The organism is Streptomyces sp. NPDC002671 (assembly GCF_053592475.1).
The window spans coordinates 48,347-69,407 of the sequence record NZ_JBSFVU010000003.1; the positions used below are offsets into that span (position 1 = coordinate 48,347).

Below are 21,061 nucleotides of genomic sequence, written 5' to 3' on the forward strand. Positions count from 1 at the left end.
CAACAGGTCAATTTAATATGTGCAATTGCACGGGCGCCCACAGCATCCCCTGCCACACCCGTCACTCCCGTCACCAGCACACACGCCCAACGCGCGGGCCCGGCACACAAAAAGATCGCGCTGGACCCGGCGGAGTCCAGCGCGATCGACGACGCACCCTGTGTCGCTTGCCTTGAAAGTCTTGTTCGGCTCGGGCGTGGGTCCTGTTGGGGCAGTTCCCGCGTCGCTTGGAGCTAGGGTTTCGGGCGCCTCGGCCGGATGGGGGACCAGCCGCTTTGCCCGGTTATTCGGTTGTTCAGGCCTCGCTGCGCTGCTGCGGGATACCCGCGAGCAGAGCGCGGACCTCGGCCTCGCGGTAGCGGCGGTGCCCGCCGAGCGTACGGATGGACGTGAGCTTGCCGGCCTTCGCCCACCGCGTGACCGTCTTGGGGTCGACGCGGAACATGGTGGCGACCTCAGCCGGGGTCAGCAGCGGCTCGGCATCAGGGGTGCGAGCGGTCATGAGCGGCCTCCTCGGGAGAACCGAACCTTCTCGGTTCTTTCCTCTAAATTCTGCACCTTGACCCGCGTTGCCCGAAATGGCGGACGCGAGTCGAGTCGGTTATAGGACGAACGGCTTGTCCTCGGCACTACAACTACACCATCTGTCCAGCCGCGTCGGCCAAACCGATGGAATTGCCCTCCCAGGTGTTCATCAGCGACGGAAGCCGATGGACCATGCCATAGCGGACAGTCACGCCACTGTGACGATCAGTCACAGGGCGATCAGGAGGCACCAGACCCCCCAAAGCGTGCAATGCTGAGATTCCACCCATAGTTGAGCATAGTTGGGCGGAGGGAACCCTCCCCGGGCCCCTTGTCCTATTTTGGCATGAGGGGCGGCAAGAGGCGCAAGAGCCGCGTAAGTGCCGTCCATCACCCTTGAGGCAAAAGCCCGGATCGGAACCAACGTCCCGTCAGGTGGTCTAAGTGCGTAGACGGTACGTCGTTCGATGCCATTTCGACCGTGACGTACGTCACTCAACGCGACTCAGTTCGCGGAACGCAGGTCCCGCACCGCCCGCCACCGCTCCACCAGCCGCGCGTACGCCTCCCCCGCGGCCGTGCCGTCGCCCTGGCGCAACGCCTCGATGCCGGCGGCCACATCCGCCGCCGAGTGGTCGTCCTCCAGTTCGCCGGCCGGCACCACGTGCACCAGGCCGCCGTAGTCCAGCTCCACGAGCGCGCGCGGGTGGAACTCCTCCAGCCAGCGGCCGACGTCCACCAGGCCGTCGATCAGCGGCCCTTCCCCGACCGTGTCCTTCAGCGTGCGCAGCGCCCGCGCCACCCGCCGCCGGGCCTGCACCATCGGCGTGCGGTACCGCAGCAGCGGCGGCACCTCGCCGGTCCCCTTCTCGTACCGGCGCTCCTCGTCGGAGACCAGCACGAACCAGTTCAGCGGCACCTGCCAGGTCGCGGTGCGGATCCACGGGCGGGCGTCCGGGTTCCGGGCGAGCCAGCGCTCGTAGTCCTGTGCGGCCTGGTTGCGGACCACCTCCGGCAGCACCGCGTCCAGCAGCAGCGGCGGCAGCTCCGCGGTGAGGTCGTCCAGCGCCAGCCAGCCGCGCAGCCGGGTCCGCCAGGGGCACACACAGACCACCCCGTCGATCTCCAGCACGAAGGCGTCGCCGCTCTCGTGCACCGGCACCGCGATCGGCGGGGTGGGCAGCAAGTCGGCGAGGGAACGGCGCAGTTCGTCCTGGTACGAGGGGCGGTCGGCGCGGCGCGCGTAGCGCGCCCAGTGGGTGCGCTCCGGCTCCGGGAAGGCGGCCAGCGGCTCATAGACGCGCAGGTACGCGGCATAGGGGACGATCACCGAGGACACCTTGGGCACGCCTGCTCCCTCCCCATCGGACCCGCCGCTCAACCACTGCAGATCGTGCCACGGTCATGCGTGCACAAGCGGCTCGCGAGGGTGATCCTGAACACTGGGCCCATGGCGGGTGACCGCAGGCTCTACGCTCATGCCACGGCCCCCCGCCACCTGTACGGGAGCCGCTCCCCACCCGCCGCTACTTACTCAGGAGTCACCACAGTGACCGACGTAACTGGCGCACCTGCCGACGTCCTGCACACCCTGTTCCACTCGGACCAGGGCGGCCATGAGCAGGTCGTGCTCTGCCAGGACCGCGCCAGCGGCCTCAAGGCCGTGATCGCCATCCACTCCACCGCCCTGGGCCCCGCCCTCGGCGGCACGCGCTTCTACCCCTACGCGACCGAGGCGGAGGCCATCGCCGACGCCCTCAACCTCTCGCGCGGAATGTCGTACAAGAACGCCATGGCCGGCCTGGAGCTCGGCGGCGGCAAGGCCGTGATCATCGGCGACCCGGAGCTCGACAAGACCGAGGAACTGCTCCTCGCCTACGGGCGCATGGTCGCCTCGCTCGGCGGGCGCTACGTCACCGCGTGCGACGTCGGCACCTACGTCGCCGACATGGACATCGTGGCCCGCGAGTGCCGCTGGACCACCGGCCGCTCCCCCGAGAACGGCGGCGCCGGCGACTCCTCGGTGCTCACCTCCTTCGGTGTCTACCAGGGCATGCGCGCCTCCGCCCAGCAGCTGTGGGGCGACCCCTCGCTGCGCGGTCGCAAGGTCGGCATCGCGGGCGTCGGCAAGGTCGGCCACCACCTGGTCCGGCACCTGCTCGACGAGGGTGCCGAGGTCGTGATCACCGACGTGCGTGCGGACGCCGTGCAGCGGATCCTCGACCAGCACCCGGAGGTCACGGCCGTCGCCGACACCGACGCCCTGATCCGCGTCGAGGGGCTCGACATCTACGCCCCCTGCGCCCTGGGCGGTGCCCTGAACGACGACACCGTGCCGGTGCTCACCGCCAAGGTGGTCTGCGGCGCGGCCAACAACCAGCTCGCCCATCCGGGTGTGGAGAAGGACCTCGCCGACCGCGGGATCCTCTACGCGCCGGACTACGTGGTGAACGCGGGCGGCGTCATCCAGGTCGCCGACGAACTGCACGGGTTCGACTTCGACCGGTGCAAGGCGAAGGCCGCGAAGATCTTCGACACCACGTTGGCGATCTTCGCACGTGCGAAGGGAGACGGGATTCCGCCGGCCGCCGCGGCCGACCGGATCGCCGAGCAGCGCATGGCGGAGGCCCGCGCCGCGCGCTGATTCGCACAGCTGAGCGGTACCCGCCGGCGGGAACTTAGAGAGAACTCTCACTTCCACCGGCGGGTCGGCCCCCAAGAAGTGGTTAAAATCGGCACTGACCAGCAAGGACAGGGCGCCTTGGCGGTCCTGTGCACACGCGCGTAGTGCGGGCGACGTACCGTATGGGCGCGGGCTCAGGTACCGTGGAAGCCCTACGGACCGGCCTCTCCGCGGAGAGTCCGTTCCGGATCATGAACGCGTGTCAGACTCTGGGGCCGTCGAGCCCCGTCACCGAGGGGGTCGAGCCATGGGGCGCGGCCGGGCCAAGGCCAAGCAGACAAAGGTCGCCCGCCAGCTGAAGTACAACAGCGGTGGGACTGACCTGTCACGTCTGGCCAGTGAACTGGGCGCATCGTCTTCGAACCAGCCGCCGAACGGCGAGCCGTTCGAGGACGATGAGAACGACGAGGACGATCTCTACTCTCGTTACGCCGACCTCTACGAGGACGACGACGAGGAAGAGGACGACAACGATCCTCACCAACAGCACCGTCGCGGCGCTTGACCTTGCAGTGACCAGTCCGGTCGGTGGCAGAGCCACCGACCGGTTTCTGTGCTGTCCGCACGGTCGGCGTCCGCCGGATCAGGCGGCGTAGTCCCCCACCAGCTCGGCGCCCGACTCCTTGTCGCCCCGCTCGGTGATCTCGCCGGCCACCCAGGCGTCCACACCGCGGTCGGCCAGTGTGGCCAGGGCCGCGTCCGTGGACTCCTCGGGGACGATCGCCATCATGCCGACGCCCATGTTGAGGGTCTTCTCCAGCTCCAGGCGCTCGACGTTCCCGGTCCGGCCGACCAGGTCGAAGATCGCGCCCGGGGTCCAGGTGGAGCGGTCCACGGTGGCGTGCAGCTCGTCCGGGATCACGCGCGCCAGGTTGGCCGCCAGCCCGCCGCCGGTGATGTGGCTGAACGCGTGCACGTCCGTCGTGCGGGTCAGCGCCAGGCAGTCCAGCGAGTAGATCTTCGTCGGCTCCAGCAGCTCCTCACCGAGGGTGCGGCCCAGCTCCGCGATCTCCGCGTCCAGGGACAGGCCCGCGGTGTTCAGCAGGACGTGGCGGACCAGGGAGTACCCGTTCGAGTGAAGCCCGGAGGCCGCCATGGCGATCACGGTGTCACCCTTACGGATACGATCCGGACCCAGCAGCCGGTCGGCCTCCACGACGCCCGTACCGGCGCCGGCGACGTCGAAGTCGTCCGGGCCCAGCAGACCCGGGTGCTCAGCCGTCTCGCCGCCCACCAGGGCGCAGCCGGCCAGCACACAGCCTTCCGCGATGCCCTTGACGATGGCCGCGACCCGCTCCGGGTACACCTTGCCGACGCAGATGTAGTCCGTCATGAACAGCGGCTCGGCACCGCACACCACGATGTCGTCCATGACCATGGCGACCAGGTCGTGGCCGATGGTGTCGTAGACACCCAGCTGCCGGGCGATGTCGACCTTGGTGCCGACGCCGTCCGTGGCGGAGGCGAGCAGCGGACGCTCGTAGCGCTTGAGGGCGGAGGCGTCGAAGAGCCCGGCGAAGCCGCCGAGGCCGCCCAGGACCTCGGGGCGCTGGGTCTTCTTCACCCACTCCTTCATCAGCTCTACGGCGCGGTCGCCCGCCTCGATGTCGACTCCGGCAGCCGCGTAGGAAGCACCGGTGGAACGGCTCTCAGACATTGCCTGGGATCTTTCGGGTTGGTTTCTACGGGGCTTACGGGCGACGGATCGCGTCGGCCGCGGCCGTGGCGGCCGGCCCGGCGGCCAGCTCGGTCTCCAGCAGCTGCTTCCCGAGCAGCTCGGGGTCCGGCAGCTCCATCGGGTACTCGCCGTCGAAGCAGGCGCGGCACAGGTTCGGCTTGGCGATGGTGGTCGCCTCGATCATGCCGTCGATGGAGATGTACGACAGGGAGTCGGCGCCGAGGCTGGTGCCGATCTCCTCGATGGTCATGCCGTTGGCGATCAGCTCCGCGCGGGTGGCGAAGTCGATGCCGAAGAAGCAGGGCCACTTCACGGGCGGCGAGGAGATCCGGATGTGGACCTCGGCGGCCCCGGCCTCGCGCAGCATGCGCACGAGGGCCCGCTGGGTGTTGCCGCGCACGATCGAGTCGTCCACGACGACCAGGCGCTTGCCCTTGATGACTTCCTTCAGCGGGTTCAGCTTGAGCCGGATACCGAGCTGGCGGATGGTCTGCGAGGGCTGGATGAAGGTGCGGCCGACGTAGGCGTTCTTGACGAGACCCGCGCCGAACGGGATCCCGCTCTCCTCCGCGTAGCCGATGGCGGCCGGGGTGCCGGACTCCGGGGTCGCTATGACCAGGTCGGCCTCCGCAGGGGCCTCCTTGGCGAGCCGGCGGCCCATCTCCACGCGGGAGAGGTACACGTTCCGGCCGGCAATGTCGGTGTCCGGGCGGGCCAGGTACACGTACTCGAAGACACAGCCCTTGGGCTTCGCTTCCGCGAATCGCGACGTGCGCAGGCCGTTCTCGTCGATGGCGACGAACTCGCCCGGCTCGATCTCGCGGACGAAGCTGGCGCCGCAGATGTCCAGGGCGGCGGACTCGGAGGCCACCACCCAGCCGCGCTCCAGGCGGCCGAGGACCAGCGGGCGGATGCCCTGCGGGTCGCGGGCGGCGTAGAGGGTGTGCTCGTCCATGAAGACGAGCGAGAAGGCGCCCCGCACCTTCGGGAGGACCGCGTGTGCGCCCTCCTCGATGGTCAGCGGCTTGCCGTCCTCGTCGACCTGGGCGGCCAGCAGGGCCGTCAGCAGGTCGGTGTCGTTGGTGGCCGCGACCCGGGTGGAGCGGCCGTTGGTGTCCTTCGGCAGCTCGGCGACCATCTCGGCGAGCTGCGCCGTGTTCACCAGGTTGCCGTTGTGGCCGAGCGCGATCGAACCGTGCGCGGTGGCGCGGAACGTCGGCTGGGCGTTCTCCCACACGGAGGCGCCGGTGGTCGAGTAGCGGGCGTGACCGACCGCGATGTGACCCTGGAGCGAACCGAGAGAGGTTTCGTCGAAGACCTGGGACACGAGGCCCATGTCCTTGAAGACGAGGATCTGGGAGCCATTGCTGACCGCGATTCCCGCGGATTCCTGACCCCGGTGCTGGAGGGCGTAGAGCCCGAAGTACGTGAGCTTTGCGACCTCTTCGCCCGGAGCCCAGACACCGAAGACGCCACACGCGTCCTGGGGGCCTTTCTCGCCGGGGAGCAGATCGTGATTGAGTCGACCGTCACCACGTGGCACGGCACCGAGTGTAGGCGAGGTCGACCACTGGTCCGAATTGGGGATACGCACCCGTAACGGATCACGGCTCGGTAATCATCTTGGCGGTTTCTTGGTTTCCGCAGGTCAGATGGGGTGAATCAGCGGGCGGACCAGCCACTGGGCACCCTCTGCGACGTCCGGCCGGGCCACTTCACCGCGTGCATGAGTGAGGCGTCGCACATCATTCGGGCGCGCCGCGACTGAGGTGGACGAGGTCGCCGTCGCTGTCGGTGAGCGTCAGCTTGCCGTCGTCGACCCGGGCGGTGAGCGTGCCGGTGGTCAGGGTGCGGGCGAGGGCGCGCTCGAAGTCCATCCGCTCAGGGCCGCAGGCCATCTTGGTCGTACGGAGGTCCCCGAACGTGATCCGGTCGCCGTGCACGGCGGCCCGGGCGCTGAACAGGTTGCAGCCGAGGTTGCCGGCCGCCTGGCCGTCGGCGCCGATGCGGAGGCGGGGGGAGCCGGAGGCGGGCGCGGGGTGGGTGACGCCCTCGGCGGTGACGCTGTCGACCCGCCACTCCACGCCGGTCACGGGTTCGGGTACGGCCACGGCACCACTGTCCGCCCTTCCGCCCCCGCAGGCCACCACGAGCGGGAGAAGGAGTGCCGCCGTCACCGGAACCGCGCGTCGCATGTACCGCTTCATACGCATTCGACGTACCCCTTGGGACGCCGGTTCCCTCAGGCCATCAGCGGCAGCAGCCCCCCGATGTCCGCCCGCTCCCCGCCGGCGCTGACCTTGGCCTCGTCCAGCGCGTCCTTCCAGGCCACGCGCCCGGTGGCGAGCCGCACCCAGGTCAGCGGGTCGGTCTCCACGACGTTGGGCGGGGTGCCGCGGGTGTGCCGGGGCCCCTCGACGCACTGCACGACGGCGAACGGCGGCACGCGCACCTCGGTGGAGCCGCCGGGCGCCTTGAGGGCGAGCGCGTCGGCGAGCAGCCGGGTGGCGGCGGCCAGGGCCTGCCGGTCGAACGGCACGTCGAGGCCCGGGACGGCGGCGTTGAGGTCGTCGGTGTGGACGACGAGTTCGACGGTCCGGGTGACCAGGTAGTCGTCCAGGGGCAGCGCGCCGACGCTGGTGGCCAGCAGCCGGGTGCCGGGGTGTTCGTCGAGCAGGGCCCGCAGGCTGCTCTCGACGTGGGCGAGGTACGCGTCGACGTCGGGGTGGTCCGCGGCGAGGTTCCGCGTGAAGTCGTCGATGGCCGAGGCGTTGACGGCGGTGCCGAAGGGCCACTCGACGAGGGTGACGTCCTGCTTCGCCGGGGCCGGCTGGTCCAGGGCGCGGTGGACCGCGGTGACCGCCATCCCGATGTGCACGGCCAGCTCCCGTACGGTCCACTCCCCGAGCCGGGTGGGCAGCGCGAGCTGCTCCGGGGTGAGGCCGCGGACGGCCTCCCGTACGTTGCCGAGCTGGGCGAGGACCGCCGCGCGGGTCTTGGCGGGGTCGTATCTGCGGGCACGCTTCCTGGCCGGGGGCATACCGGCGAGCCTATGCCTTCACGGCGTAGCCCTTCAGCCCGTTTTCCACCAAGTCGAAGGCCTGCCGGGCGCGTCCGGGCGCGTCGGCGGCGACCGCCTCGCGCGTCTCGCCGGCCTCGATGCGGCGGTTGTTTTCCTCGATCAGGGCGTTGCGGGTGGCGGACAGGGCGGAGGCGACGATGAGGGCCAGGGTGCGATCGCCGGTCTCCTCGGCGATCAGGTCGGCCAGTTCCCGGGTGCCCTTCTGCGCGGCCAGGAAGGCACGCTCCATCAGTACCGGGGTCTGCAGGACGAGTTGGCGCACCTGACGGGTGAGCGGCTCAGGGCTCAGGCCGACCGAGGGATCGCTGCGGTCGACCTGCTCCAGGAACTGCCGGCGTACGGCGTCCACGGCGGACTCCCCCGGCTGCCGTTCGCGCACCGCGAGCGCGGCGTCACCGAAGTGCTCCTCCATCGGCCGGAAGACCAAGTCCTCCTTGGTGCCGAAGTAGTTGAAGACGGTCATCTTGGAGACCTCGGCGGCGTCGGCGATCTCCTGCACGGAGACATTGTCGAACCCTCGCTCCGCGAACAGCGTCACCGCGGTCCGGTAGATCCGCAGCGCCGTCTGCTGCTTCTTGCGCTCCCGCAGTCCCATCGCTTCGGCCATGCGAGCACCTTACCAAGACGAATTTTAGCCCCAGATGAAATCTCAGCCCAGCTTAAATATTGACTCGGTACACAATCGCGAGGCATGGTGATGCCCATGACCGAGACCCAGCGCAAAATCGGCTTCCTCGTCTGCCTCGTCACGATCGTCCTGGCCGTCCTCGACCTGCAGATCGTGTCCGCGGCGACCGTCCCGATCGTCAAGGACCTCGACCCCGGTCACGGCATCGACAAGATCCCCTGGCTGATCAGCGCGTACGCGCTGGCGTCGGCCGCGATGCTGCCGCTGTACGGCAAGCTCTGCGACGTCCTCGGCCCCAAGCGCGTCTTCACCGGCGCGATCGCCACGTTCCTGCTCGGCTCGGCGCTGTGCGGCGCCGCCCAGTCGATGACCCAGCTCATCGCGGCACGGGCGCTCCAGGGACTCGGCAGCGGCGGACTGATGAGCGTGACGATGGTCGTGCTCGCCCACCTCAGGGGCCCCGGGGAGAAGGGCGCCGGCAAGGGCGGCAACATCGGCGGGCTCGTAGCGGGCGGCGCCATGGCGGTCGGCCCGTGGATCGGCGGCCTGCTCGCCGATCACGCAAGCTGGCGCTGGATCTTCTACGTCAACCTGCCGGTCGGCCTCGCGGTCCTCGCCGCCTCCGCCCTGGCCCTGAAGCTCCCCGCCCACCACGTGCGCCGCCCGCTCGACTACCCGGGCGCCGCGCTCGCGGCCACGTTCTCCAGCGCACTGCTGCTGGTCACCGACTGGGGCGGCAAGAAGTACACCTGGTCGTCACCGGCCGTCCTCACGCTGATCGCGGTGGCCTGCGTCGCGCTCGCCCTGTTCCTGCGGCGCCAGCTCCGGACGGCGGAACCGATCCTCCCGCTCAGCCTGTTCCGCGTCCGCGTACTGCGCCTGGGCTTCGCCATCCAGGCGCTCACGGGCGCCGCGATGATGGGCGCCATCTACTACGTGCTGATCTATCTACAGCTCGTCCGGGGCCTCAGCAGCTCCTCCGCGGGCCTCTACCTCATCCCCCTGGCCGTCGGCCTCTCGGCGACCGGCCTGCTCTCCGGTCCGCTCACCGCGCGTGGCTGGACGGCACGGACCTTCACGATCAGCGGCACGGCCACCACCGCCCTGGCGTTCGTCCTGCTCGCGACGACCATCGGCCCCGGCACCTCGCTCTGGCTCATCCGCGCCGAACTCCTCCTGACGGGCGCCGGGTTCGGACAGCTCCTGGGCCAGCTGATCCTGCTCGTGCAGGAAGCGGCCCCCCGCTCCCAGCTCGGCGTCGCCACCACGTCCATCCGTTACTTCCAGTCCCTCGGCACCGCCCTCGGCACCGCGCTCTTCGGCACCGTCCTGACCCGCCTGTACGCGGCCGACGGCCCCGGCGGCGAGGTCAGCGCCCTCGCCCGCCTGACCGGCACCGCACGCACGGCCGGCGTGCACGCCTACGTCGACGCGACGAGCGTGGTGTTCTGGTGCGGCGCCGGAGTGATGGCCCTGTCGGCGCTGATGGCCCTGCGGCTGCCGAAGTCCCAGCGGATGCGACCCGCTTCGGAGCCTGAGTCTCCGGCTGAGGACCTCCGGCTGTCTTCCACAAGCCGGGCCCAGAAGTGACCGCTGGGCCGGTGGCCCTGACCGGCGTGGGGCCATGCCGACCAGCTGAGAAGGCCCCACCCGGAAGCGTGAATCCGGGTGGGGCCTCCATATCTCCCTGGCTACAAGGGACTTACGCCAGCAGCGCCGGGATCGTGCCCTCGTGGGCCTCGCGCAGCTCCGTCAGGGAGAGGGCGAACTCGCCCTGGATCTCCACCGCGTCGCCGTCCACGACACCGATGCGGGTGACCGGGAGGCCCCGGGCGCCGCACATGTCGTTGAAGCGGACCTCCTCCGAGCGCGGCACGGCGACGATCGCGCGGCCGGCCGACTCGGAGAAGAGGAAGGTGAAGGCGTCCAGGCCGTCCGGGACGACCAGGCGGGCGCCCTTGCCGCCCAGCAGGGCGGACTCGACCACGGCCTGGATCAGACCGCCGTCGGACAGGTCGTGCGCGGAGTCGATCATGCCGTCGCGGGAGGCGGAGATCAGGATCTCGGCCAGCAGGCGCTCGCGCTCCAGGTCGACCTGCGGGGGCAGACCGCCGAGGTGGTCGTGGACCACCTGGGACCAGGCCGAGCCGCCGAACTCCTCGCGCGTGTCGCCGAGGAGGTAGATCAGCTGGCCCTCCTCCTGGAAGGCGACCGGGGTGCGGCGGGCCACGTCGTCGATGACGCCCAGGACCGCCACGACCGGAGTCGGGTGGATCGCCACCTCGCCCGTCTGGTTGTAGAGCGAGACGTTGCCGCCGGTGACCGGGGTGCCCAGCTGCTGGCAGGCGTCCGCCAGACCGCGGACGGCCTCCGCGAACTGCCACATGACCGCCGGGTCCTCGGGCGAGCCGAAGTTCAGGCAGTCGGAGACGGCGAGCGGCTTGGCGCCCGTGGTCGCCACGTTGCGGTAGGCCTCCGCCAGCGCCAGCTGGGCGCCCGCGTACGGGTCCAGCTTGGCGTAGCGGCCGTTGCCGTCCGTCGCGATGGCGACGCCGAGACCGGTCTCCTCGTCCACGCGGATCATGCCGGAGTCCTCCGGCTGGGCGAGGACGGTGTTGCCCTGCACGAAGTGGTCGTACTGCTGGGTGATCCACTTCTTGGAGGCCTGGTTCGGCGAGCCGACCAGCTTCAGGACCTGCTGCTTCAGCTCGTGCGTGTCGGCGGGCCGGGGCAGCTTGTTCGCGTCGTCGGCCTGGAGGGCGTCCTGCCAGTCCGGGCGGGCGTACGGGCGCTCGTAGACCGGGCCCTCGTGCGCGACGGTGCGCGGGTTGACGTCCACGATCTTCTCGCCGTGCCAGAAGATCTCCAGCCGGTCGCCGTCCGTCACCTCACCGATGACCGTGGCGATGACGTCCCACTTCTCGCAGATCTCGAGGAAGCGCTCGACCTTCTCCGGCTCGACGACCGCGCACATGCGTTCCTGCGACTCGCTCATGAGGATCTCCTCGGGCGAGAGCGTGGAGTCGCGCAGCGGGACGTCGTCCAGGGTCACGCGCATGCCGCCGGAGCCGTTCGACGCCAGCTCGGACGTGGCGCAGGACAGGCCGGCCGCACCCAGGTCCTGGATGCCGACGACGAGCTTCTCCTGGAAGGCCTCCAGGGTGCACTCGATGAGGAGCTTCTCCTGGAAGGGGTCGCCGACCTGGACGGCCGGGCGCTTCGAGGGCTTGGCGTCGTCGAAGGTCTCGGAGGCGAGGATCGAGGCGCCGCCGATGCCGTCGCCGCCGGTCCGGGCGCCGTACAGGACGACCTTGTTGCCGGCGCCGGAGGCCTTGGCCAGGTGGATGTCCTCGTGCCGCATCACGCCGATGGCACCGGCGTTGACCAGCGGGTTGCCCTGGTAGCAGGAGTCGAAGACGACCTCGCCGCCGATGTTGGGCAGACCCAGGCAGTTGCCGTAGCCGCCGATGCCCGCGACCACGCCCGGCAGGACGCGCTTGGTGTCGGGGTGGTCGGCCGCGCCGAAGCGCAGCGGGTCGACCACGGCGACCGGGCGGGCGCCCATCGCGATGATGTCGCGGACGATGCCGCCGACACCGGTGGCCGCGCCCTGGTAGGGCTCGACGTACGACGGGTGGTTGTGCGACTCGACCTTGAAGGTGACCGCGTAACCCTGACCGACGTCCACCACGCCCGCGTTCTCGCCGATGCCGACGAGCAGCGCGTCGCTCTGCGGGGCCTTCTCGCCGAACTGGCGGAGGTGGACCTTGGAGGACTTGTACGAGCAGTGCTCGGACCACATGACCGAGTACATGGCGAGCTCGGCACCGGTCGGGCGGCGGCCGAGGATCTCGACGACCCGCTCGTACTCGTCCTTCTTCAGGCCCAGTTCGGCCCAGGGCAGCTCGACGTCAGGGGTCGCGGCGGCGTGCTCGACCGTGTCCAGAGGGGTCTTGCTCATGCGTTGACCAGCTTCTTGAGGATCGAGGTGAAGAACGGGAGGCCGTCGGTACGGCCCGTGCCGATCAGCGGCTCGACGGCGTGCTCGGGGTGCGGCATGAGGCCGACGACGTTCCCGGCCTCGTTGGTGATGCCGGCGATGTCCCGCAGCGAGCCGTTGGGGTTGAAGTCCAGGTACCGGAAGACGACCCGGCCCTCGGCCTCCAGCTTGTCGAGCGTGTAGGAGTCGGCGACGTACCGGCCGTCCATGTTCTTCAGCGGAATGTGGATCTCCTGGCCGGCCGTGTAGTCGCCGGTCCAGGAGGTCTCCGCGTTCTCCACCCGCAGCTTCTGGTCGCGGCAGATGAAGTGGAGGTGGTCGTTGCCGAGCATCCCGCCCGGGAGGAGGTGGGCCTCGGTGAGGACCTGGAAGCCGTTGCAGATACCGAGGACCGGCATGCCGGCCTTCGCCTGCTCGATCACGGTCTCCATCACGGGCGAGAACCGGGAGATGGCCCCGGCCCGCAGATAGTCGCCGTAGGAGAAACCGCCGGGGAGCACCACAGCGTCGACCTGCTTGAGGTCCTTGTCCTTGTGCCAGAGGGCGACCGGTTCGGCACCCGCGAGGCGGATCGCGCGCCGGGTGTCCTGGTCGTCCAGGCTTCCCGGGAAAGTGACGACGCCAATACGAGCGGTCACTTCGCCGCCTCCGCGACTTCCACGGCCTCTTCCACCCGAACGGTGAAGTCCTCGATCACGGTGTTGGCGAGGAAGGATTCCGCGAGATCGTGGATGCGGGCGAGCGCGGCCTCGTCGACCGGTCCGTCAACTTCCAGTTCGAATCGCTTTCCCTGACGTACGTCCGAGATCCCGTCGAAACCCAGGCGCGGCAGCGCACGCTGGACCGCCTGGCCCTGGGGGTCGAGGATCTCCGGCTTGAGCATGACGTCGACTACGACGCGTGCCACTGGCACTCCCGGTGTGTGGTGCTGAGCAGGTTCCTTCAGACTACCTGCACAAAATTTCTACGCGGGTAGAGTTGTAGGAAACTACGTGAGGGGCATCACGATCGGGTGACGAACGGTTGCCGCCATGAAAAGTTCTGGGAAAGTTCCCCCGACCCCCGCACCGCGCGTAATGCACTGGGACACGCGGACGGATTTAGCAGGGCTTCACTTTGTATTGCCGGGCACTGTACAAATGAATTGGCAATAGCCGATACTCGGCACGTCATCGCCGGTGAGCTGTATCGACGTGCCGCACGAAGGGACCGATATTCGTGGCGCAAAAGGTCGTGGTCACTCTCTTTGACGACATCGACGGCTCGGAAGCGGCGGAAACGATCGCCTTCGGACTCGACGGCAAGTCGTACGAGATCGACCTGAACGAATCCAACGCCAAAAAACTGCGCAAGGCGCTCGCGCCCTACGTGGAGGCCGGCCGCAAGCGTTCCCGCTCCGGCAAGGCGTACAAGCAGACCGAGGTCGCCCCCGACCCGGCGGCCGTCCGCGCCTGGGCCCAGGCGAACAAGATGGACGTACCGGCGCGAGGCCGCATCCCGAAGAAGGTCTACGAGGCGTTCAGCGCCGCGCAGTGAGCCCGTGAGCCCGCGAAGGGGCACCCCTCAGGGTCCGTCAGCGGGCCCTGAGGGCCGTCCACTTGGCCGCGCGGGCCGCCCGCCCCCGGCCGCCCGCGGGCCCGCCCGGACAGCCGACTTGCGCTACCCCCCTGCTGATCAGCTAATGTCTGGGACACGCCGAGGGGCGAGGCCGAAAGGCCGGATCCCAAGGAGTACATGCGGGTGTAGTTCAGTAGCAGAACATCCCCCTTCCAGGGGGAAGGCGCAGTGTGCAATTCCTGTCACCCGCTCTGGCACCGGTTGTCACGACCACTCTTGTGGATCAGGTAAGCTGGTGCTCGCACCGATCGGTGGGAGCCGGTCGGGGGCAGTGCGGACGTAGCTCAGTTGGTAGAGCGCAACCTTGCCAAGGTTGAGGTCGCGAGTTCGAGCCTCGTCGTCCGCTCGGGAATGAGACCCCGGTCCACTGGACCGGGGTCTTTTCGTGTGCCCTGTACCCGTCTGACATTTGTCATGCCGGGTGATGACATCGCGCACTGCTGTTCCGGCCCGCGCGCCGGGACGCTGAAGGCATGGACACCAACGAACACGAGCACGTGATCGAGGTCACCGACCTCAGGCGTGTCTACGGGGGCGGGTTCGAGGCCGTACGCGGAATCACCTTCTCCGTGACACGCGGGGAGATCTTCGCCCTGCTGGGCACCAACGGCGCGGGCAAGACGTCGACGGTCGAACTGCTGGAAGGCCTCGCGGCACCGGCCGGGGGCCAGGTCCGCGTCCTCGGCCACGACCCCTACCGGGAGCGGGCCGCCGTACGCCCGCGGACCGGGGTGATGCTCCAGGAGGGTGGCTTCCCCTCCGACCTGACCATCGCCGAGACCGCCCGGATGTGGGCGGGCTGCACCAGCGGGGCCCGGCACGAGGCGGAGGTACTGGAGCTGGTCGGGCTGGCCCGGAAGGGCGACGTACGGGTCAAGCAACTGTCCGGTGGCGAGCGGCGGCGCCTGGACCTGGCGCTCGCCCTGCTCGGCGACCCCGAAGTGCTGTTCCTGGACGAGCCGACGACCGGACTCGACGCCGAAGGCCGCCGGGACACCTGGGAGTTGGTACGCGGTCTGCGGGCGGCGGGCACGACCGTGCTGCTCACCACGCACTACCTGGAGGAGGCGGAAAGCCTCGCCGACCGGCTCGCCATCCTGCACGAGGGGCGCATCGCCGTCTCCGGAACCCCGGCCGAGGTCACCGCGGGCCGGCCCTCCCGGATGTCCTTCGAGCTGCCCGACGGCTACTTCCTCGGCGATCTGCCGCCCCTGGCCGACCTCGGTGTCTGCGGGCACGAGAGCGACGGCCGCCTCGTACGGCTGCGCACCCTGGAGCTGCAGCGGACCGCCACCGGAGTACTGGCCTGGGCCGAGCGGGCCGGGGTCGAGCTGCGCCGGCTCGATGTGCGCTCGGCTTCGCTGGAGGAGGCGTTCCTCGGGATCGCGCGGGAGCAGGAGGTCATGGCATGAGCACTCTCGCCTGGGCACCGGCCAGCCGGCGGCTGCGAGCGCTGGCCCGCGCCGAACTCGCCCTTCTCGGCCGCAACCGCAGCGTCGTCCTCACCGCGCTCGTCATGCCGCTCGCCCTGCCGTTCAGCGTGCGGCCGGCCCTCGACCAGATCGACCTGAAGAAGGAAGGGCTCTCCGCCGGCGCGGTGATGATGACGGCCGCGGTCGGCTTCTCCTTCCTCTTCGCCGTCTACACCTCCCTGGTCAACGCCTACGTCGCCCGCCGCGAGGAACTCGTCCTCAAACGGCTGCGCACCGGCGAACTCTCCGACGCCGAGATCCTCACCGGCACGGCCCTGCCGGCCGTCGGCCTCGGCCTCGCCCAGGCCCTGCTGCTGTGCGCGGGCTGCGCGGTGCTGCTGCACACCGGGGCCCCCAAGGCGCCGTACCTGACCCTGCTGGGGCTGGTGGCGGGGCTCGTGCTGAGCGCCGCGCTGGCCGCGCTCACCGCCTCCTTCACCCGAAGCGTGGAGAGCGGTCAGGCCACCGCGCTGCCGCTGGTGCTCTTCTCGATGATCGGCTCCGGCATCGCGATCCCGACCGAGGTCCTGCCCGACCGGCTCGCCTCCGTCTGCGAACTCCTTCCGCTGTCCCCCGCGATCCGGCTGGTCCGCGGGGGCTGGACCGGCCAGTTGAGCGCGTACGAGGTGCTGGGCGCCGTGGCCACCGCGCTGGCCTGGACCGTCGTGGCGGTGTTTGCTGTACGGCGGTGGTTCCGGTGGGAGCCGCGGCGCTGAGCACGGGGGCACACATGGTCGGTTGGATACGGCGGTGGCAGCAGCGGCACTGGGGAGAGCGGAGCAAGGCCGAGCGGGTCGAGCTGTTCAGCCTCGTCACCTGGTACTGCACGGTCTGGTTCATCATGGTCTGCTGGCTGCTGCTGCCCATGGTCGGCGGCCTCGCCTACCGGCCCGTGGCGGTCGGCCTCGGAGCCCTCTTCATCCTCGTGGGGATCCTGCAGTGCGCCGTCTCGAACCGGCTCACCCGGCCCGCGCTCGACCACTACCTCGGGCGCGCCGAGCTGCCGGCCCGCGCGCACCGCACACCGGCCGTCCTGCTGGGGCTGGGGGTGGCGCTGCTCGTGGCGCTCGCCGCGCTGGACGCGGCCACCCCGATGGCGGTCCGGTTCGCGATCGGTGGCCTGGTGCTGCCGTTCGTGCTGGTCTACGGGCTCACGGTCCCGGTCCGGGTGCTCCTGCGCCGCTCGGCGGTGTTCACGGTCCTGCTCACAGCCGCCATCGGGCTCGCCGATCACGACGGCCTCGGCCTGGTGGCGACCGGCGCGATGGCCGTCTTCCAGGTGGTCTTCGCGCTGCTCGCGGGCCGCTGCGGAGCCTGGACCCTCGCCGTGCTCTGGGAGGCGGAGCGCGCCCGGGAGATCGAGGCCCGGCTCGCCGTCGCCGAGGAGCGGCTGCGGTTCGGACGGGACCTGCACGACGTGCTGGGGCGGAACCTGTCCGTGATCTCCCTCAAGAGCGAACTGGCCGTGCAACTGGCCCGGCGCGGGCGGCCGGAGGCCGTGGAGCAGATGATCGAGGTGCAGCGCATCGCGCAGGAGTCGCAGCGGGAGGTGCGCGCCGTCGTACGCGGGTACCGGGAGGCCGACCTCGGTGCCGAACTCATCGGCGCCCAGGGGGTGCTGACGGCCGCCGGCATCGACTGCGAGGTGACCGGGGAGGCCGGCGGGCTGCCGGCCGAAGTGCAGTCGGCGCTCGGCTGGGTGGTGCGGGAAGCCATCACGAACGTGCTGCGGCACGGGGACGCCGAGCGGTGCACCGTGGGACTGCGGGTGCTTGAGAGGCATGTGGTGCTCACGGTGGAGAACGACGGGGCGTCCGGAGCCCCCGACGGGGGTGGGGGTTCCGGACTCGCCGGACTGCGGGAGCGGCTGGCCGTGCTCGACGGAACGCTGAAGGCGGGAGCCGTCGGAAAGGATCGGTTCCGGTTGGTGGCGGAGGTGCCCTTGACGGGAGTGAGAGGAGTGACGCGATGAGTTCGCCGGTACGGCTGTTGCTCGCCGACGACGAGCATCTGATCCGGGGCGCGCTGGCCGCCCTGCTCTCGCTGGAGGAGGATCTGCTCGTCGTCGCCGAAGCGGCGAGCGGGCCCGAGGCGCTGGCCATGGCGCGGGCCCACGAACCCGACGTGGCCGTGCTGGATCTCCAGATGCCGGGCGCGGACGGTGTGAAGGTCGCCACATCTCTGCGCACCGAACTGCCCCGCTGCCAGGTGCTGATCGTCACCGGTCACGGGCGGCCCGGCCACCTCAAGCGGGCCCTCGCGGCGGGTGTGCGCGGATTCGTCCCGAAGACCGTCAGCGCCCAGCGGCTCGCCGAGATCATCCGGACGGTGCACGCCGGAAACCGTTACGTCGACCCCGAGTTGGCCGCCGACGCGATCTCCGCCGGGGACTCGCCGCTGACCGCTCGGGAGGCCGAGGTGCTGGAGCTGGCGGCCGACGGAGCGCCCGTCGCGGAGATCGCCGAGCGGGCCGCGCTGTCGCCGGGAACCGTCCGGAACTACCTCTCCTCGGCCGTCACGAAACTCGGTGCGGAGAACCGTCATACAGCGATACGTCTCGCCCGCGAGCGAGGTTGGGTATAGTTGGCCTCGCGCCACGGCGCAACGCGGACGTAGCTCAGTTGGTAGAGCGCAACCTTGCCAAGGTTGAGGTCGCGAGTTCGAGCCTCGTCGTCCGCTCCACAGCAAAGGCCCCGGTCATCGACCGGGGCCTTTCTCGTGCCTCAGCTCCAGCTGACGCCCGTGAGCCGCTCGTACGCCTCCACGTACTTCTGCCGGGTCGCCGCGACGACCTGCTCGGGCAGCGCCGGCGGGGGCTGCTCGCTCTTGCGGTCCCAGCCCGACTCGGCCGAGGTCAGCCAGTTCCGCACGAACTGCTTGTCGTACGACGGCTGCGTGCGGCCCGGCTGCCACTGGTCGGCCGGCCAGAAGCGGGAGGAGTCCGGGGTGAGGACCTCGTCGGCGATGACGAGCGTGTCGCCCTCGAAGCCGAACTCGAACTTGGTGTCGGCCAGGATGATCCCCCGCTCGCGGGCGATGTCCCGGGCGCGGGAGTACACCGCGAGGGTCGCCTGGCGCAGCTGGGCGGCGGTCTCCGCGCCGACCTGGCGGGCGACCTCCTCGTAGGAGACGTTCTCGTCGTGCTCGCCGACCTCGGCCTTGGTGGCCGGAGTGAAGATCGGGCCGGGGAGTTCGGAGCCGTCGACCAGGCCCTCGGGGAGGGCGAGGCCGCAGACGGTGCGGGACTCGTTGTACTCGAGCAGGCCGGAGCCGGTGAGGTAGCCGCGGGCCACGCACTCGACCGGGACCATCTTCAGGGACTTGCAGATGAGCGTGCGGCCCTGCCAGTCGGCGGGGGCGCCCTCGGGCAGCTCGGTGCTGAGGACGTGGTTGGGGACCAGGTCGCGCAGCTGGTCGAACCACCACAGGGAGAGCTGGGTGAGCACGCGGCCCTTGTCCGGGATCTCCGTGGGCAGCACCCAGTCGTAGGCGGACATGCGGTCGCTGGCGACCATCACGAGGTCGCCCGCCTCGTTCTGGTACAACTCGCGCACCTTTCCGGTGTGCAGGTGCACCAGGCCCGGAACCTCGATCGGCTCGGGCTTTTCTACGAATCCGGACACGGTTCCTCCCCGTGGTTCTGTCCAAGTGCCTCGATTCTCCCTTATACGGGCGATCGGTTTCGGCCAGGGGGCCGGTGACCTCTGCGACGGTCAGTCGCGTTTGCAGATGCGGTCCAGCAGATTCGCCGTCGCCCGCTGGATCCGGGGGTCCTGGTGGCCGGGGCGGTCCAGGGCCGGGGACCAGGCGAAGGTGCCGGAGGCGAACACCCAGGCGCCGGAGGGGGCGCGGTAGAGGGAGGTCTCCTGGTGGCGCTGGGTGCCGGCGGTGTCGGTGTAGGGGGAGTGGGAGAGCAGGATCCGTTCTTCGTGCGCGGGCAGCGGGGTGCGCGGGAAGTACCGGTCGGCCTCGCCGGCGACCAGGCCCTCGATCGCGTCGCCGTCGTGCGCGCCGGTGGCCTCCCACAGCCAGTGGCCCGCGTTGCGGACGATCAGCGGGTGCGGCTCGGGCACCCGGCCCGCGTACTGGATGCCGATCAGCCGCTGCTCGGGCCGGTCGATCTCGCGCCACAGCACCGGCCTGCCGGGGCCCTTGCGCTTGCGGCAGGTCAGCAGCCGGTCGGGGGCGCCGGACGGGGAGGGTCCCAACTCCACGTGCCAGTACATGGTGTTGGCGGACAGGAAGACCAGCGAGGTGCCGTGGTCGCGGGCCTGCTCGACCGCGCGGCGCATCGCCGTCGACCAGTACTCGTCGTGGCCGGGGAAGACCAGGCCCCGGTAGCGGGTGAGGTCGACGCGGCCGGCGTGCAGATCGCGGGCGTCGGCGTAGGCGAGGTCGTAGCCGTAGCGCTCGGCCCAGCGGATGAAGTCGTAGGCGTGGCCGACGTGCAGGGGCAGGCCCGCGCCCGCGTACGGGCGGTCGAAGGAGACGGTGGTCGCCGCGTCGGCCTCGCCGAGCAGCCGCCCCTTCTCGTCCCAGGCGTGGTAGAGGCTGGCGCCTGTGTGGCCGTCCTCCGGGTAGAGGTTGTACGCCTGCCAGGTGATGTCGGGCAGCAGCAGGAGCAGGTCGGCGGGGTGGTCGTCGCGGACCGTGAACGGCACGTGGGAGCGGTAGCCGTCGGCGGTGGTGAGGACGGCCACGTAGGCGCCGATGCTCCAGTAGGAGGGCACCTGGAGGCGCCAGGACAGCCACCAGTGGTGGCAGGAGACGGTGCGGTCGGCGGTCAGCGGCGGGGGCTGGACGATGCCCGAGAGCCGGGGGCTGGTGGTGATCTTGGCGGCGCCGTCGCCGCCGTAGTGGCCGATCCGGTAGACGTCGACGGCGAACTCCTGCGGCGGGTCGACCGTGATGTGGAAGTCGATCGCCTCGCCGGGCCGGACGGTGCCGGTCGCCGTGAAGCCCTTGATCTGGCGGTGCACGTCGTCGGCCGAGCGCGGTCCGGGGGCGCTGCGCGGCACGGGCACGCGCGGGTGGTCACCCGTGAGCTGCTGCGGGTTCGGGTCGACGTACCAGGGGACGACGTGGCCGGTGTCGTCGAAGTACGTCTCGCTGCCGCGCAGCCAGGGCACCGGGCCCTGGCCGAAGGGGTCTGTGACGGCGTGCGCGAGCGCTCCGGACTCCCAGCGGCGGATGTGGTCCGAGGCCATGGCGGCTTCCCCTCCCTCATGCCCCCGTGTGCTCGTGTGCTGGCTCGGTGCTGTGTTGGGTCGCGCTGTCGTATGTCGCAAGCCTTTGCCAGGTGCGTGGTCGGTCCCAGCACATCACATAACGCACGGGTACGGTCACTATTCGTTGCGAATTGACCGGAATTGGAAG

20 protein-coding genes and 3 tRNA genes are annotated in these 21,061 nt (G+C 70.2%); 11 read left to right on the plus strand and 12 right to left on the minus strand.

Annotated features, from left to right (window positions below; translation table 11 throughout):
- Positions 1-295: 295 nt before the first annotated feature.
- Together bldC and ACWD35_RS05025 are read right to left on the minus strand one after the other, a co-directional pair.
- Complete coding sequence (bldC, locus tag ACWD35_RS05020) at positions 296-502, minus strand: developmental transcriptional regulator BldC (RefSeq protein WP_003949541.1); 207 nt, start codon at positions 500-502, stop codon at positions 296-298.
- 528 nt (positions 503-1,030) lie between these two features.
- Positions 1,031-1,873: a hypothetical protein gene (locus ACWD35_RS05025; RefSeq protein ID WP_451349755.1), complete on the minus strand. Its 843-nt coding sequence runs from the start codon at positions 1,871-1,873 to the stop codon at positions 1,031-1,033.
- Positions 1,874-2,074: 201 nt separating this feature from the next.
- Between ACWD35_RS05025 and ACWD35_RS05030 the strand changes: the two genes are divergently transcribed.
- Positions 2,075-3,169 carry a Leu/Phe/Val dehydrogenase gene (locus ACWD35_RS05030; RefSeq protein WP_451349756.1) on the plus strand — a complete coding sequence of 365 codons (1,095 nt, stop codon included), beginning with the start codon at positions 2,075-2,077 and terminating at the stop codon, positions 3,167-3,169.
- A 286-nt stretch (positions 3,170-3,455) separates the two neighbouring features.
- Positions 3,456-3,713, plus strand: a complete 258-nt coding sequence (locus ACWD35_RS05035; protein ID WP_451349757.1) for a DUF3073 domain-containing protein — start codon at positions 3,456-3,458, stop codon at positions 3,711-3,713.
- 78 nt (positions 3,714-3,791) lie between these two features.
- Here the strand turns inward: ACWD35_RS05035 and purM are convergent, their stop codons facing one another.
- From purM to ACWD35_RS05060, 5 genes are all read right to left on the minus strand, one after another.
- Positions 3,792-4,865 (minus strand): phosphoribosylformylglycinamidine cyclo-ligase, encoded by a 1,074-nt coding sequence (gene purM, locus ACWD35_RS05040; RefSeq protein ID WP_451349758.1) that lies wholly within the window; start codon positions 4,863-4,865, stop codon positions 3,792-3,794.
- A gap of 34 nt (positions 4,866-4,899) precedes the next feature.
- Positions 4,900-6,429, minus strand: coding sequence for an amidophosphoribosyltransferase (purF, locus tag ACWD35_RS05045; RefSeq protein WP_451349759.1), 1,530 nt, complete (start codon positions 6,427-6,429; stop codon positions 4,900-4,902).
- A 202-nt stretch (positions 6,430-6,631) separates the two neighbouring features.
- Entirely contained in the window at positions 6,632-7,081 is a 450-nt protein-coding gene (locus ACWD35_RS05050; RefSeq protein ID WP_451349760.1) for an META domain-containing protein, read from the minus strand.
- A gap of 47 nt (positions 7,082-7,128) precedes the next feature.
- Positions 7,129-7,926, minus strand: coding sequence for a sterol carrier family protein (locus tag ACWD35_RS05055; RefSeq protein ID WP_451349761.1), 798 nt, complete (start codon positions 7,924-7,926; stop codon positions 7,129-7,131).
- A gap of 10 nt (positions 7,927-7,936) precedes the next feature.
- Entirely contained in the window at positions 7,937-8,575 is a 639-nt protein-coding gene (locus ACWD35_RS05060; protein WP_451349762.1) for a TetR/AcrR family transcriptional regulator, read from the minus strand.
- Positions 8,576-8,671: 96 nt separating this feature from the next.
- On the opposite strand from ACWD35_RS05060, the gene ACWD35_RS05065 reads away from it, so the two are divergent.
- Entirely contained in the window at positions 8,672-10,186 is a 1,515-nt protein-coding gene (locus ACWD35_RS05065; protein ID WP_451349763.1) for an MFS transporter, read from the plus strand.
- Between the two features lie 112 nt (positions 10,187-10,298).
- Here the strand turns inward: ACWD35_RS05065 and purL are convergent, their stop codons facing one another.
- From purL to purS, 3 genes are read right to left on the minus strand one after another with little or no spacing between them, the layout of a single operon-like run.
- Complete coding sequence (purL, locus tag ACWD35_RS05070; protein ID WP_451349764.1) at positions 10,299-12,557, minus strand: phosphoribosylformylglycinamidine synthase subunit PurL; 2,259 nt, start codon at positions 12,555-12,557, stop codon at positions 10,299-10,301.
- Entirely contained in the window at positions 12,554-13,234 is a 681-nt protein-coding gene (purQ, locus tag ACWD35_RS05075) for a phosphoribosylformylglycinamidine synthase subunit PurQ (RefSeq protein WP_451349765.1), read from the minus strand. Before purQ ends, purL begins: the two co-directional genes overlap by 4 nt.
- Positions 13,231-13,503, minus strand: coding sequence for a phosphoribosylformylglycinamidine synthase subunit PurS (gene purS / locus ACWD35_RS05080; protein ID WP_451349766.1), 273 nt, complete (start codon positions 13,501-13,503; stop codon positions 13,231-13,233). The genes purQ and purS overlap by 4 nt, the downstream gene beginning before the upstream one ends.
- Before the next feature lie 311 nt (positions 13,504-13,814).
- Between purS and ACWD35_RS05085 the strand changes: the two genes are divergently transcribed.
- The 8 genes from ACWD35_RS05085 (at position 13,815) to ACWD35_RS05120 (ending at position 18,367) form a co-directional block, all read left to right on the plus strand.
- Entirely contained in the window at positions 13,815-14,132 is a 318-nt protein-coding gene (locus tag ACWD35_RS05085; protein ID WP_030656924.1) for a histone-like nucleoid-structuring protein Lsr2, read from the plus strand.
- A 200-nt stretch (positions 14,133-14,332) separates the two neighbouring features.
- A tRNA-Gly gene (locus ACWD35_RS05090) sits at positions 14,333-14,404 on the plus strand.
- An 82-nt stretch (positions 14,405-14,486) separates the two neighbouring features.
- A tRNA-Gly gene (locus ACWD35_RS05095) sits at positions 14,487-14,559 on the plus strand.
- Positions 14,560-14,686: 127 nt separating this feature from the next.
- Positions 14,687-15,625, plus strand: coding sequence for an ABC transporter ATP-binding protein (locus tag ACWD35_RS05100; protein WP_451349767.1), 939 nt, complete (start codon positions 14,687-14,689; stop codon positions 15,623-15,625).
- Entirely contained in the window at positions 15,622-16,401 is a 780-nt protein-coding gene (locus ACWD35_RS05105) for an ABC transporter permease (protein WP_451349768.1), read from the plus strand. Before ACWD35_RS05100 ends, ACWD35_RS05105 begins: the two co-directional genes overlap by 4 nt.
- Before the next feature lie 14 nt (positions 16,402-16,415).
- Positions 16,416-17,657, plus strand: coding sequence for a sensor histidine kinase (locus tag ACWD35_RS05110; protein WP_451349769.1), 1,242 nt, complete (start codon positions 16,416-16,418; stop codon positions 17,655-17,657).
- Positions 17,654-18,268, plus strand: coding sequence for a response regulator (locus tag ACWD35_RS05115; RefSeq protein WP_451349770.1), 615 nt, complete (start codon positions 17,654-17,656; stop codon positions 18,266-18,268). The genes ACWD35_RS05110 and ACWD35_RS05115 overlap by 4 nt, the downstream gene beginning before the upstream one ends.
- Before the next feature lie 23 nt (positions 18,269-18,291).
- A tRNA-Gly gene (locus ACWD35_RS05120) sits at positions 18,292-18,367 on the plus strand.
- A 41-nt stretch (positions 18,368-18,408) separates the two neighbouring features.
- On the opposite strand, the gene ACWD35_RS05125 is transcribed toward ACWD35_RS05120, so the two are convergent.
- Positions 18,409-19,308: a phosphoribosylaminoimidazolesuccinocarboxamide synthase gene (locus ACWD35_RS05125; protein WP_451349771.1), complete on the minus strand. Its 900-nt coding sequence runs from the start codon at positions 19,306-19,308 to the stop codon at positions 18,409-18,411.
- A gap of 90 nt (positions 19,309-19,398) precedes the next feature.
- Positions 19,399-20,892, minus strand: coding sequence for a N,N-dimethylformamidase beta subunit family domain-containing protein (locus tag ACWD35_RS05130; protein WP_451349772.1), 1,494 nt, complete (start codon positions 20,890-20,892; stop codon positions 19,399-19,401).
- Between the last annotated feature and the right edge of the window lie 169 nt (positions 20,893-21,061).